General features: G+C 43.1%; 14 protein-coding genes. 10 read left to right on the top strand and 4 right to left on the bottom strand.

Going from position 1 to position 13,721, the window contains the following annotated elements:
- Window positions 1-390: 390 nt before the first annotated feature.
- The 3 genes from CHI10_RS18035 to CHI10_RS18045 all read left to right on the top strand — a co-directional run bounded on the left by CHI10_RS18035 (window position 391) and on the right by CHI10_RS18045 (window position 2,828).
- The gene (locus tag CHI10_RS18035) at window positions 391-837 is read left to right on the top strand and encodes a DUF4385 domain-containing protein (protein WP_095245583.1); all 447 of its coding nucleotides are present in this window, start codon (window positions 391-393) and stop codon (window positions 835-837) included.
- Between the two features lie 47 nt (window positions 838-884).
- Window positions 885-1,433, top strand: a complete 549-nt coding sequence (locus CHI10_RS18040; protein WP_095245584.1) for a DUF488 domain-containing protein — start codon at window positions 885-887, stop codon at window positions 1,431-1,433.
- 186 nt (window positions 1,434-1,619) lie between these two features.
- Window positions 1,620-2,828, top strand: a complete 1,209-nt coding sequence (locus tag CHI10_RS18045) for a TerD family protein (protein ID WP_095245585.1) — start codon at window positions 1,620-1,622, stop codon at window positions 2,826-2,828.
- 494 nt (window positions 2,829-3,322) lie between these two features.
- Here the strand turns inward: CHI10_RS18045 and CHI10_RS18055 are convergent, their stop codons facing one another.
- On the bottom strand, window positions 3,323-3,637 hold the full coding sequence (locus CHI10_RS18055) for a YciI family protein (RefSeq protein WP_095245587.1): 315 nt from the start codon (window positions 3,635-3,637) through the stop codon (window positions 3,323-3,325).
- A 228-nt stretch (window positions 3,638-3,865) separates the two neighbouring features.
- On the opposite strand from CHI10_RS18055, the gene CHI10_RS18060 reads away from it, so the two are divergent.
- Window positions 3,866-5,074, top strand: coding sequence for a sensor histidine kinase (locus CHI10_RS18060; protein ID WP_095245588.1), 1,209 nt, complete (start codon window positions 3,866-3,868; stop codon window positions 5,072-5,074).
- Between the two features lie 65 nt (window positions 5,075-5,139).
- Here the strand turns inward: CHI10_RS18060 and CHI10_RS18065 are convergent, their stop codons facing one another.
- Complete coding sequence (locus CHI10_RS18065) at window positions 5,140-5,619, bottom strand: GyrI-like domain-containing protein (RefSeq protein ID WP_095245589.1); 480 nt, start codon at window positions 5,617-5,619, stop codon at window positions 5,140-5,142.
- A gap of 105 nt (window positions 5,620-5,724) precedes the next feature.
- On the opposite strand from CHI10_RS18065, the gene CHI10_RS18070 reads away from it, so the two are divergent.
- Entirely contained in the window at window positions 5,725-6,687 is a 963-nt protein-coding gene (locus tag CHI10_RS18070; protein ID WP_095245590.1) for a helix-turn-helix transcriptional regulator, read from the top strand.
- A gap of 66 nt (window positions 6,688-6,753) precedes the next feature.
- Here CHI10_RS18070 and gdhA read toward each other — a convergent pair whose 3' ends face one another.
- Window positions 6,754-8,133, bottom strand: coding sequence for an NADP-specific glutamate dehydrogenase (gene gdhA, locus CHI10_RS18075; protein ID WP_179289078.1), 1,380 nt, complete (start codon window positions 8,131-8,133; stop codon window positions 6,754-6,756).
- Window positions 8,134-8,300: 167 nt separating this feature from the next.
- Here gdhA and gltC point away from each other — a divergent pair, with 167 nt between their 5' ends.
- The 3 genes from gltC to CHI10_RS22790 all read left to right on the top strand — a co-directional run bounded on the left by gltC (window position 8,301) and on the right by CHI10_RS22790 (window position 10,017).
- Entirely contained in the window at window positions 8,301-9,203 is a 903-nt protein-coding gene (gene gltC / locus CHI10_RS18080; RefSeq protein ID WP_095245591.1) for a glutamate biosynthesis transcriptional regulator GltC, read from the top strand.
- Between the two features lie 194 nt (window positions 9,204-9,397).
- Window positions 9,398-9,832 (top strand): GNAT family N-acetyltransferase, encoded by a 435-nt coding sequence (locus CHI10_RS18085; RefSeq protein ID WP_095245592.1) that lies wholly within the window; start codon window positions 9,398-9,400, stop codon window positions 9,830-9,832.
- Between the two features lie 50 nt (window positions 9,833-9,882).
- Complete coding sequence (locus CHI10_RS22790; protein WP_286137465.1) at window positions 9,883-10,017, top strand: hypothetical protein; 135 nt, start codon at window positions 9,883-9,885, stop codon at window positions 10,015-10,017.
- A gap of 53 nt (window positions 10,018-10,070) precedes the next feature.
- Here the strand turns inward: CHI10_RS22790 and CHI10_RS18090 are convergent, their stop codons facing one another.
- Window positions 10,071-11,249 (bottom strand): MFS transporter, encoded by a 1,179-nt coding sequence (locus CHI10_RS18090; protein WP_095245593.1) that lies wholly within the window; start codon window positions 11,247-11,249, stop codon window positions 10,071-10,073.
- A gap of 78 nt (window positions 11,250-11,327) precedes the next feature.
- On the opposite strand from CHI10_RS18090, the gene yeiL reads away from it, so the two are divergent.
- Both yeiL and aspA read left to right on the top strand, forming a co-directional pair.
- A complete protein-coding gene (gene yeiL / locus CHI10_RS18095) occupies window positions 11,328-12,014 on the top strand; it encodes a transcriptional regulator YeiL (RefSeq protein WP_095245594.1) in 687 nt (228 codons plus the stop codon).
- A gap of 219 nt (window positions 12,015-12,233) precedes the next feature.
- Window positions 12,234-13,664: an aspartate ammonia-lyase gene (aspA, locus tag CHI10_RS18100; RefSeq protein ID WP_095245595.1), complete on the top strand. Its 1,431-nt coding sequence runs from the start codon at window positions 12,234-12,236 to the stop codon at window positions 13,662-13,664.
- The last annotated feature ends 57 nt before the right edge of the window (window positions 13,665-13,721 follow it).

Here is a 13,721-nt window from a genome sequence, read left to right on the forward strand (position 1 = left end):
TGTATTTGCTTGTTTAACCCCGTCTTTATACGATCATTGGTATACGCTGGATTGTTATCCAATTTTCTAATGATTGTAGTTTGTTATAATTTTAGAGAATGGGACCACATTCAGTAAGGGTCATTATTTCTTGCACTCTGGACATTAGTTTATTTGTTTCATAAGAAAATGGGCACTTGATGAAAGTGTCATTCAGCAATCCTCCGGGGTTGTTTTTTTGTTCCTTTTTGAAAAAGGACTCTTTACTCCTTAAATTTTTATTAAGCACTTGATTGCATTTAGCAACAAGTGCTTTTTATATTAACAATTAACCAGCTTTCAATATATCGTAGGACCCTTGCATACAAAAAGCCCGCCAAGGGTAAACCCAATATAAAAAGGATGACAGATATGGCCTTCGATTACGATTTGGATTTTGACACAATAGATTTTCGCAAGAATCCTGAGCTGTATAGGGTTGGCAGGGGAGAACAGGGTGTGCTGCTGGTAGAGCCTTATAAGAGCAAGATCCTGAAGCATTGGCGATTTAAGACTCCGGAAATTGCTGAGGAGTCATCGGATAAGATCTATCAAATGTTTCTCGATTATAAGGAGAAAGAAGATTTTGTCGGGATGGATATGGCAAGGAAATTTCTGCAGATGGGATATACAAGAGCCCGCAGGTATACGAATTACAAAGGCGGGAAGAAATATGATGAGGATGGCAAGGTAAATGAAAGACAGAATGATCCGGTGAAGGCAGAATCGGCGTCCATCTTTATGGAGAAATGGAAGCTCGCGCGAGAGGATCAGGATTATCTTAAGCGAAAAAAAGAGCATCAGAAGAAATATGGCTGAAGCAGCAACCTGAACAACATAGTCTTTGTTTTAAGGGGAAGATGATCATGAAAGTCTATACGATTGGACATTATAACCATTCGATCGAACAGTTTTTAAAGCTGCTGGGAGCAGCTGAAATTAACTTTGTGGCAGATGTCCGGGCATTTCCTGCAAGCCGCAGAAGTTCACACTTTAAAAAAGAAAACATGATCCAGTGGCTGAAAGAAGCGGGGATTCATTATCGCCATTTCCCCGGTCTTGGCGGGAGAAGGAGAATATCTGGCCAGGTAGGGGAGCAATTGAACGAAGGATGGAATAACCGCTCGTTTCACAATTATGCGGATTATACACTGACGGATGATTTTCAGTATGCTTTGGAGCAGCTCAAGGAACAGGCCGCAGAAACGACGCTCGTCTATATGTGTTCAGAATATCATCCGGCAAGATGCCACCGCCTGCTCATCAGCAACTGGCTGAAGGCAAATGGATGGGATGTGCGCCATCTCATTCCTGACTCCAACGGGAATTCGAATGTGGTCCCACATGAATTGGGGAAGTGGGGAGCCATGCCAATCATTGAAGAAGATGGGACTGTGGTGTATCCGAAACTATAAAAAGGGAAACGCAGGGGCACAGGTGCCGGGTACCCTCTTCGAAGCAGCTGCTATATGGTGGCTGCTTTTTAATTTGCAGTAGTTTTCACCTATATGGTTTCAATAAAATGGTATAATTCACAGTGAGATTATAATTTTAATATAAAAAATCTGCAGATTTTAAATAGAGTAACAGGAGTGGTTTAAATGAATTCATTGCTGCAAATGGGGGGAAATACAGTATTAAGTTCCCCAAAAGGTTATGTGACCGTTAGCTATGATATGTCTCATTTGATCGATATTTCCTTAACTGCTTTCCTTTTAACAGATTCAGATAAGGTACAAGGAGACAGCGGGATTATTTTTTATAATCAGCCAAATAGCCCTTCCGGTGCAGCAGGGCTATTGCCGGATGAAACTAAAGGAACCAGGAAAGTACATACTATTCAATTTGATATGAGTAAACTCCCTGCAGGCATTCATAAAATAGCGATTACTCTGACAGAGGATCATCACATGGGGTTCTCGAATGTAAAGAATTTAAAAGCCGAGATATGTACAGGTCATACGACCATCGAATTAACGCCATCGAGTTTTACAAAGGAAAATGGGATTGTGGTTTTAGAATTATATGTTAGGAATGGTCAGATCAAGGCAAAATCAATCTGGCGCGGATTTGAGTCCGGGCTTGAAGGGTTATGTAAAAATTACGGTGTGGAAGTGGATTCCACTGAGGAAAATATGCCTGCTGAAACAAAGACCGTTCAGCCTGCTGCTGTCGAAAACAAACAATTCCAAAACACGGTCACCCTTGAAAAGGTGAAGGGCACAATCAGTCTCGACAAAGGTCAAAAGCCGGTGATCATTGAAAAAACGCCACAGATTACCGCCACGGTATCCTGGAAAACGGGAACAGATTATGATATCTATGCTCTGGTTTATACAAAGGATGGCAGGCAGATCGATGTCGCCATGTTTGGTGCAGGCGGCACACCTCCACTTAGAAGTTACGCAAACGGAGCAGTTGAACATATGGGGGATGTAAGAAGAAATTATAGTTCAACGAAGACAGAAGTAATTAAATTGAGACTGAATAATGATATCCTGGCAGTGGTGCCAGTCGTTTACTCTGCTCAGTCTAATGGAACGGGTTCTTTCTACAGATACAAAGTGTCCATGAGTATAGATAATCACAGCGGCACCTCCGTTACGATCTCAGCTAAAAATGCCAACAATGATGACCGCATTTATACCTGTGTGCCCGGAATCCTCCATAATACGCCAGATGGAGTAATCATAAGTCCATTGGAGCTGTACAGTTCACCGGATTCTGAGTATAGACCTAAACTCAGAATGGGGCCTTCCAATATGGTAGAAGTTGTAATGGATGCAGGTCCCAGGAATGATTACAAATAAAAGAAGAGGTATGATTCACAGAAATACTTAAACCTGGATTAGGGAGGATAACTAATTGTGGAAAAGATATTCATTATGAATGCTTTGTTATTCAGTGTAATAATAGTTTTCTTACTTTATAAGAATAAAAACAAACACAATACTATATCCATTATGGTTGTATTACTTATCTTCTTTTCCGGTATATTTTCTGTAACAGCATATTTTATAAAATCCAACTATTCTATAATATTATACACCCTGCAATGGATAACTTTGCTGGTCGCTGTAATTTTGCAATTCAGGATAAAGAATTCCAAAGAGAAACTCCACAAGTGATATTGGACAGGTGCCGTCCCCAACTATACTGTTGCTTTAGGGGGCAGGCACCTTTTAGCTGTTTATTAAAATTCATCATAATCTGCCAAAGAGAAATCATCTTGAGTGATGGGTGCGTTTTTTTCCAGCTTATATTCCTCAATTTTGGTTATAAAATTGCAGAGAAAGATAAACCCTTACCTCGACTTTCCTTCCCGCATCAATGCTACTCGATAAGGGAATAATTCCCCTTCCATCATGCCCTCAGAAATAGCGGGGTCAGCTCTCATGAATTGTTCAGCACTCTTTTTATTTTCAGCTTCAAAGATAACAATTCCAAATCCGGTATCATCGTCATTCAGTGTTCGTCCTGCCAATATTACTTTTCCCTCTTCAGTATTTTCTTTGAGTTTTAAGAAGTGGCGGCTGATAATCTCTTCTTCCGTTTGCGTCCAGCTTTCCCTTTCTAAAAAATGTGCTTTTAATCTTAATTTATATAAATATTGTTCCATTGATTTATCACCTCATTATTAAATTGATAACACTTGGACCCTTATAATAAGCAGCATTTTTGTACCTATTCGGGATAAAAACATTAATTTCCTTCTTTTGATAATCCCTCATTTTGCTGCAGTTTCACCCTTATGTTTAATGAAATACAAATTAATCCTATTTTCCCATAACAGCCCAAATCATGATATATTTTAATAGGTACGATATAGATAACCAAAGGGGCATGTATGAAAGAGTTTAATAATAAATCCAATAAAAAAATCTATCATATTGTGGCGTTTATTGTGATTACCATTATGGTCCTGGGGCTGGTGGCGGATAATCCGCGGATGGGTGACTTTGGTGCTGGCTATATGCTGAATCTGGTGCTGGTCCTCATTCTATCGGTCTGTCTGCTGCTGTATCCCCGGGCTCATACGTATGTACATAGATTGATAATCACGATTGTTTCGTCTGTTTACTTTTATACGCTGTTCTTTTTATATCCGGAGACCTGGTCGAATTTTATTTTTCTGTGTTTGATTCCTGCCCTCTCGATCCTGTTTTTTGATTCCAGGATTTTTTATTTTTCGCTTATTCTCAATTGTGCGGGTTCGGTGCTTTTGTTTGGCTATATTGCGGCTATGGACCACGGACTTCAATACGCCTATATACAGCAGGATTTAATAGGAAATGTGATTAATTTTTTTGCAAGCCAGGTGATTATTTTTTTTATTTTTTTCTTAACGAATGGACGGATGAAAAAACAGCAGCTCTATTATGAACAAATTCAGCAGTCTGGGCGCTTGAAGATAACGGGCCAGCTGGCGGCTGCGGTTGCACATGAAGTCAGGAATCCTCTGACCGTTGTGAAGGGTTTTCTGCAGTTATTTGAACAGGATCCTTCCTTTTCTTCCAGTCGAAAAGGACAGATTTCGCTGATGGTTGATGAATTAAATACAGCTGAGCAGGTGATTTCTCAATTTCTGTCTGTTGCGAAACCGAAAAAAGAGATTGCATCTGAATCAGTGGAGGTCAAGGCTGTTCTGCAGAGTGTGGCGGATCTCCTGTATTCGTATGGGCTGCTGCATGATAACCGGATTGAAGTAAATGTTCCGGATGATTGTCATATTGCCGTGAACCGCCTGGAGTTTAAACAATTGCTGATCAATATTATGAAAAATGCGATTGAGGCATCGGAGCTGGGGGATTTCGTTCAGGTTACGGCTGCAAGGGAAAAAGACTTTGTTGTCATAAAGGTTACCGACCAGGGCAGAGGGATGACTGAATCAGAGGTTGCCTCACTCGGAACGCCCTTTTATTCCCTGAAAAGCAAAGGCACCGGGCTGGGTATGATGATTTGCTTTGAGATAGTGGAAAAATATAAAGGGACCATTCATTTCGACACGGCTTTGGGGCACGGAACAACCGTTGTGATACGCTTTCCAGCCATTTAAATAAAGGGGCCTGACCCCCAGCTATACTGCAAGTGCCGAGGGTCAGGCCCCTTTTGTTATATCCCCTATTTCTTTACAACAGGAATCCACATCTCACCGAATACCATTCCGTTTCGCTGTCCCATTTCAACCGAGGCATTGGGCCCGCCGACATAGGCGTAATCCGTTGCTTCCGGCAGTGCTTGACCAAAGGCAATCCCCGTAAGCATATTGCTCAATTCCTCAGATGTTCCGGCTTCCCCTTTCACAACCAGGTATTCTCCTTCAGGAAATTGAATTAATCTCGTTGCTTCCGGCAGAGATGCCTCTGTCATGACGCCTGCATAATGCATCATCTTGTTATTTACGGCTTCGTTTACGACAAAAATGTATTCATTTGTGGCTACGGCCTTTAATTTGTCCAGCCTTCCATCCTGTTTGACTGCCTGCCAGAAGTCAGCTTTCTCCTTATTTATGCCTGCATAATCTGTGTAATTGCTCTTCAATTCAGTTCCAATGCCTAAAACAGTAAAGCTTTCTTTTTCTTCCAGAGTATAATTCGCCATTTTCAAAACCAACCTTTTTTAATTATTTCAAATGATTTGCCCATTTGATAAGTTTATAATAACGTTAAAACATTTCAAAAAATGATACTGTTTAGGGAGGCAGCAATGAAAAAAGTGGAACGGATCAATGTGATGATGCGGTATATCAACAACCGTGCACACTTTACTATCTCTGAAATCATGCGGGAATTTAACATTTCCCGTTCAACAGCGATTCGGGATATTCGTGAAATAGAAGCCATGGGGATGCCGCTTGTCGCTGAGGTCGGAAGGGATGGGGGTTATTTTGTCATGAACAATTCCGTCCTGCCCACTGTCCGCTTTACCGATAATGAGATCAAAGCTCTGTTTATCGCCTTTATGGCTACAAGAAATCTGCAGCTCCCCTATTTAAAAAGCCGTCAGTCTTTAGCTGAAAAACTGCTCGGCCTGATATCGGAAGCCCAGCAGGAAGACCTGGTTCTTTTAAATCAAATCCTGCTGTTTGAAGGAACCAACCCTAATAATCCCGATCTGCTTGATCTGTCAGACCTCCCCCATCCGATGCTGGAAAAACTTATTGAATATCTTATTTTGGATCGATATTTATTGATTACCGTAAAAGAAGAGGAGGAAATCAAGTCTTATCCCATTTATCTTTTGTACCTTTATCGTGAAAAAAGCATTTGGAAGGTTGAAGCCTTTGTCTTAAAGGAAGAAAAGAGACAAATTTTCCCCGTGGATAATCTCATCGATGTCAAACCATATCCTGTGAAAAAAAGAGTAAGCAGGAAAGATATTTTAGGAAAACTAAGCATGCAGGATGAGGCTATCAATCTTGTCCTTGAACTCGGTCCTCAGGCGATTGCCCAGTTCAAAAAATACCATCCTATTAAGGTTTCCATTGCCTATACAAATCCTTACCAGACCACAGCCATTCTAAAGACTTTTATCAATGTAAATAATTCAGAAGAATTGACCGAAATAATCAATTGGCTGCTTTTCCTGGGTGAGGATATCAATGTCAGGGAAATCCCTGAAGAAGTTTTAGAAGGCCTGCAGGAGAGATTAAGATTATTCCGTCCATAAGAAGATAACTGTGTATCTAAATAGAAAAGGATGATGCTTTCTTACTAGCATCACCCTTTTTCATTTTTATATAACTCCCTGTGCGATCATGGCATCGGCTACTTTTATAAATCCTGCGATATTAGCACCTGCCACCAGATTGCCTGGGTGGCCATAATCATCGGCAGCTTGGACGCTGCTCCGGTATATATTCGTCATAATGTGCTGCAGTTTTTCATCCACTTCTTCAAATGTCCAGGATATTCTTGAGCTGTTTTGGGCCATTTCTAATGCGGAAACGGCAACACCGCCTGCATTGGCTGCTTTTGCCGGCCCAAAGAGAACGCTGTTTCTCAGAAACTCATGGATGGCTCCGGATGTGCATGGCATATTTGCTCCTTCACCAATGGCTTTGACACCATTGGCAACAAGGATTTCTGCTGCTGCCTCATCAATTTCATTTTGTGTCGCACACGGCAGAGCGATGTCACAGGGGATGGACCAGATGCCGGAGCATCCCTCAACGTATTGTGCATGGGGATGTTCCTTCACATATTCCCGGATCCTTTCCCTCTCCACTTCCTTCAGCCTTTTTACTGTATCAAGGCTGATGCCGTTTGGATCATAAATATAGCCGTCAGAATCGCTGCAGGCCACAACCTTCGCGCCTAACTGTGCCGCTTTTTCAATCGCATAAGTAGAGACATTTCCTGAACCGGATACAACGACAGTGCTTCCTTTAAAGGAAAGGCCTATTTCCTTCAGCATTTCCTGTACAAAGTAAACCATACCGTAGCCTGTCGCTTCAGTGCGGGTTAAGCTTCCGCCATACCCGATTCCTTTCCCTGTCAGGACTCCAGCTTCATAGCCTCCGCGAATTCTCTTATACTGTCCAAACAGATAGCCTATTTCCCTGGCGCCGACTCCGATATCTCCGGCAGGAACATCTACATCCGGTCCGATATGCCTGCTTAGTTCCAGCATGAAGCTTTGTGTGAATCTCATAATCTCGCCATCAGATTTCCCCTTGGGATCAAAATCGGCTCCGCCTTTTCCTCCTCCAATCGGCAGGCCAGTAAGGGCATTTTTGAAAATTTGTTCAAAGCCCAGAAATTTGATGATGCTGGCATTTACAGAAGGATGGAATCGCAAGCCGCCCTTGTAGGGACCGATTGCGCTATTGAATTGAACCCGGAAGCCGCGATTCACCTGTACTTTTCCCCGATCATCCACCCAGGGGACTCTAAAGGTGACCACTCTTTCAGGTTCCGCGATTCTTTCAAGAATACTTTGCTCCATGTATGCGGGGTTTTTCTCAAATACTGGAACGAGTGAATCAAACACTTCTTTAACGACCTGATGAAATTCACCTTCATTAGGATTGCGCTTTTTAACTGTTTCGAATACCGCCTGAACGTAATCCTCGGCCTGTATTCGCTTCTCATTCATTTTTGTTATTGCAGTCATGCTGTCAATGGCCCTCCCTTTAAGTAAAAATTAATTCAATAATTTCCAACTATTCAAAATTTGTATGATTCCCTCATTTTATAGTTGAAAATCAATCTAAACAATATGAAAATTAGATAATATTGATGCCGAAATTAGATGATTGGCAGAAGGGAGGAAAAAAACACATGGAACTAAGGCAGATTAAATACTTTATTGAAGTGGCGAAAAGAGAACATGTAACCGAAGCGGCCTTAGCTTTACATGTGGCGCAATCTGCTGTGAGCAGACAGATTTTCAACCTTGAATCAGAGCTGGGGGTCAGTTTATTTATCCGTGAAGGCAGGAACGTGAAATTGACGCCGATCGGCAAACTATTCTTAGAACAGATGGAAGAAGCCATAAAGGTAATCGATAATGCCAAACGGCAAGTCAAAGAGTATCTGGATCCGGAGCATGGCAGAATACGTTTTGGCTTCCCAAGCAGTCTGGCACTTTATACGCTGCCTTCCATCATATCTGCTTTCCGCGGGCGCTATCCTCATGTGAAGTTTGAGCTGAAACAGAGCGCTTATCATGATTTAATCAGCGGAGTGGCGGAAGGGGAAATCGATATGGCATTGATTGGCCCTCTCCCTAAGAAAGAGAAAAAGGTTAAAGGGGATATTTTATTTACCGAGAAAATGGTCGCTCTGGTTCCTGCTGACCACCCTTTAGCGGACAAACCCCTATTGAACCTGAACCAGCTGAAAGACGAATCCTTTATCTTGTTTCCCAAGGGATATGTTCTGCGGGAACTATTCGATAACGCATGCAGTCAGCTTGGTTTTTACCCTAAAGTGTCATTTGAAGGGGATGACATTGATACGATTAAAGGCTTGGTCTCAGCAGGTCTGGGGCTGACGCTTATTCCGGAATCTACATTGGTGGAAAGCCTGCCGCGCTCCACAGTTAGGCTGCCTGTCATGCCACAGATTACCCGTGCGGTAGGAATCATTATTCCAAGTGAACGCCAGCTGCTGCCCACGGAGAAAATATTCTATCAATTTATTCGTGATTTCTTTGCTGTTTTGGATCAATTCCAAAACTGATGCCATTATCGCGATTTCCTTAAGGAAATTTGAAAAGGCCCTGCCATCTTCATCATGTTATTCATATATATTTTTGGTCTTCACTTGGAGGATTTCTCTGCTGATTTAGCGAATTTGACTTCGATAGTGAAATGGCAGGCGTGTCCCGGGAAAAAGGGCGGGGGAGCTGCCTTTTCAAAGAGAAGGGGGATCATATGATTGAATTTAGAGAAATAGACCGCCATAATTTTTTTGATGTCATTGATTTGCGTGTGGCAGAAGAGCAAAAGGCATTTGTGGCGCCGAATGTGTTTTCGCTGGCGCAGGCGAAGGCGTTTCCGGAGTGTGAGTGCTTAGCTATTTATCATGATGAGGTATTAGTGGGCTTTACAATGTACTGTATGGATGACGATGATAAGGAATACTGGATTTACCGTCTGATGATTGATGCGAAGCACCAGTCGAAAGGGTACGGGAAAGCGGCCATGGAAAAGCTGATTGAGCGGATTAAGCAGGATCAGGAGCATAAGGTGGTTTATTTGAGCTTTGAGCCTGAGAACCATTTGGCGAAGGGGCTATATGAAAAACTCGGCTTTGAAGCGGATGGCCGGGTGATTGATGGAGAAATCGTATATAAACTGGCGTATTAATCAAAAGAGCTCCTCCTGCGGGAGCTCTTTCTATGAAAGGAGGCGGACAGATGTTTAAGAAAAAAATGGTGCTTATCCTGATGATTATTTTGCTGCTTGCAGGCCTGCTTGACCTTAAGTATGAAGGACTGTTCTTTCAGCTGCTGCCGGAGTCCATGCAATCGAAGCTGGTTCACATTTTTTAGCGGCTGCTTTTCATCCGGATAAGCCTGGAAAAAAAGCAGCATCCTCGAACCATTTAACCTGCCAATTTGCATGCACCATTTTCCTTCCGACGGGCAAGTTTCCTGTAAAGAAGAGCCAGGACCAAAGCGGGTACAGTACAAACCACCATTCCGATAAACGCATATCGGGGTTCCATTTCATAAAGGTACCCGCCGAAAATGGTGAAAAGAGCTGTGCTCCAGCTGAGGGCGAGTGCTGAGTAGACCCCTTGAGTAATGGGTACCTGTTCATGAGGAACATATTTAATTAAATATTTCATGAAGGCGTAATGTGCCATGGCAAATGAGAAGGCATGCAATGTCTGGCTAATGCTGAACACAATGACATGCGGGAAGGCAAATACGAGTATCCAGCGTGCAGTGGAGCCCAATGCTGCCAGTGCCAGTAATGAACCGATTGAAAACTTCCGGAAAGTACGGTCCGCAATGAAAAAGAAAAGAATTTCTGCAATCACGCCTATATTAATAATGGCGCCGATTAAATATTTTGGTGCTTGAATCTCCTGTAAGTAGATATAACCATAATTGTAATAGGAAGCATGCGCTGCCTGCAGCAGAATCACAATGATGAGCACAAGGCCGAAGTGTCTGATGCTGAATAATTTCCTTATGGCTCCTTTGGTATGGCCGGGTTTCGGTTTTTCAGATAGTACTGCAGGTGTATTCATGAAACCGAGACAAAGGACTACAAGCATGCCAAGTAATAACGCCCAGAAAATGGCCTTATCTCCGAACCCACCTGTAAAGAAGGTCAGAATCATACCGGACACAACGAAGCCGATCGATCCCCAGGAGCGGCTTTTTCCATAATCCTTTAATTGTTTGTTTTGGACAAGAATGCCCGCAGCACTATCCAGTGCAGGCATCAGTGCCGGATAAAAGAAATGCAATAGCAGCGTTACTACCAGCAGGCTGGCAAAAGAGTCAGCCGGAATATAGCAGAGAATGGCGATCAGGGTACCGGCTGCCATTCCGTTCAGCAGGGTTCTGCTGCTGAATTTTCCTGATAAATAGGGAAAAGCAAAAAGTGTGGCAAGCCCCCGTACCACCAGGCCCAAGCTCATGATCAAGCTTGCCTGTGAAACCGTCATTCCTTTTATATGGATCATCCACCCTGTCCAATAAGGCAGGAAAATGCCCCAGGTCATAAAAAAGCTGAAAAACTGCCTGCTCATCCAGCTTTGTGTCTTCATAAAAATCCCTCCGATATTTGCATGATATCAGGAAGCTTCGTACAATAATATGAGATATCTCATATTTTGGGGTGGATGATGGAAACATACAAAGGGAAAAAAAGACAGAATTACGTGGAGAAGCATTCTATATCCCATTTATTTTCTTTTCCAATTGAAGAGTTTATAGAAGTGCGCGAATATAAGCGCGATGAGTGGATTATACGCGAGGGCATGAGGCCGGATTATTTGTATTATGTCATCGAGGGAAAAGCCAAGATTTACGTGACGTATCAAAATGGGAAGGTATCTTTGATTAATTTTATCAATGCCCATGATTATATCGGGGAAATGGAGCTTTTGCATGAGGTGTATTATACAAAGGGGATTCAGGCCTCAGCAAAGACAGTCTGTTTTGCGATTCCCCTGCACCATTACCGCAAAAAGCTGCTTGAAGACACCACCTTTCTCCGGGAGCTCACCAAGTTTCTAAGCGTGAAAGCAACCAAGATGGCTGAAAAGTACTCACAGGGTCTCTCCTTTCCGCTTGAAAACCGGCTGGCCGATTTCATCCTGCAAACCGCTGATGGGGATGTTTATAAAGAGAAGCATGTAACTGTCTGTGACTTTTTGGGGGTGTCCTACCGCCACCTGTTGCATGTTCTTGTGCAGTTTTGCGAGAAGGGGTATTTGCAGAAGATTGGGCGCCATTACCATATTCGGCAGCCGGACGAATTGCACAGGCTTGCGGATGTGCTGAAAAATGGGTTGGAGACGGGCGGCTGAACCGAATATGAAGCAATGAAAATTCCCACTTAAAGGTAAGCGGTTCCATTCACTGAAATTACCAGCTTCCCAAGCATTCAGGCATACCGGGAAAAAGGTCTTTTTTATTGTGACATAACCATTGCCAATTCATCCTTTCAGGCTTATAGTGAATACGAAGGATAAGCCATTACAAAACCTATATATATCTGAAAGGTTTATATAAAGGAGAAGAAGTCCATGTTAGCAGCAAAGAACAGCTACAGAATTGAAAAAGATTTTCTAGGCTCTAAGGAAGTTCCGGAGGATGCCTATTATGGCGTTCAGACGCTTCGTGCGGTTGAGAACTTTCCGATTACAGGCTACCGGATCCATCCGGAGCTAATCAAGGCAATGGCCATCGTGAAAAAGGCAGCGGCCATGGCCAATATGGAAGTTAAGCGCCTGTACTCAGGCATCGGAGATCCGATCATACAGGCAGCCGATGAAATGATTGAAGGATTATGGCATGATCAGGTGATTGTGGACCCAATCCAGGGCGGTGCCGGAACGTCCATTAATATGAATATTAATGAAATCCTTGCGAACCGTGCGATTGAAATCATGGGCCACGAAAAGGGCGACTACTCTCATTGCAGCCCTAATACCCATGTGAATATGTCGCAGTCGACAAATGATGCCTTCCCGACAGCTATGCACATCTCAGTGTTAAATCTGCTGGATCAATTAATCCTGACAATGGAAAATATGCATTCTGTTTTCCTTGAAAAATCAAAGGAATTCAGCCATGTGATTAAAATGGGCCGGACTCATCTGCAGGATGCGGTTCCAATCAGGCTTGGCCAGGAATTTGAAGCCTACAGCCGCGTCATTGCACGTGACATCAAGCGCATTAAGCAATCCAAACAGCACTTATATGAATTGAACATGGGGGCAACAGCAGTTGGAACCGGACTGAATGCCATCCCGAAATACATTGACTTAGTGGTGAAGCATATTGCCGACATCAGCGGCCTGCCATTTAAAGGGGCAGAACATCTTGTAGACGCCACTCAGAATACGGATTCTTATACAGAAGTCTCCGGAGCACTGAAAATCTGCATGACCAATATGTCCAAAATCGCAAATGACCTTCGTCTGATGGCGTCTGGTCCAAGAGCGGGCCTTGGCGAAATTTCGCTTCCGGCAAGACAGCCTGGTTCATCCATTATGCCTGGAAAAGTAAACCCTGTTCTTCCGGAGCTGATCAATCAGGTCGCCTTCCAGGTCATCGGGAACGACAACACGATCTCCCTTGCTTCAGAAGCGGGTCAGCTGGAATTGAACGTCATGGAGCCAGTCCTGATCTTTAACCTTCTGCAATCGATCAGCATTATGAACAATGCGTTCAATACGTTTACAGAGCATTGTGTAAAAGGTATCGAAGCCAATGAAGAAAGAATGAGGGACTATGTTGAGAAAAGCGTCGGCATCATTACGGCCGTCAACCCTCACCTCGGCTATGAAGTCGTATCCAGAATTGCCAGGGAAGCGATTTTAACTGGCCGTTCCATCAGGGAGCTGTGCCTGAAATATGATGTTCTGACAGAAGAAGAACTCGATTTAATCCTTGATCCATATGAAATGACGGATCCTGGCATTGCAGGCGCTGCACTTCTGGAAAGAGATTAAGGTAAACAAAAAAACGCTTGTCCCCGCAATAGGGGGGCAAGCGTTTTTTAACTGTCT

Source organism: Bacillus sp. 7894-2 (assembly GCF_002272225.1).
GTDB lineage: Bacteria > Bacillota > Bacilli > Bacillales > Cytobacillaceae > Cytobacillus.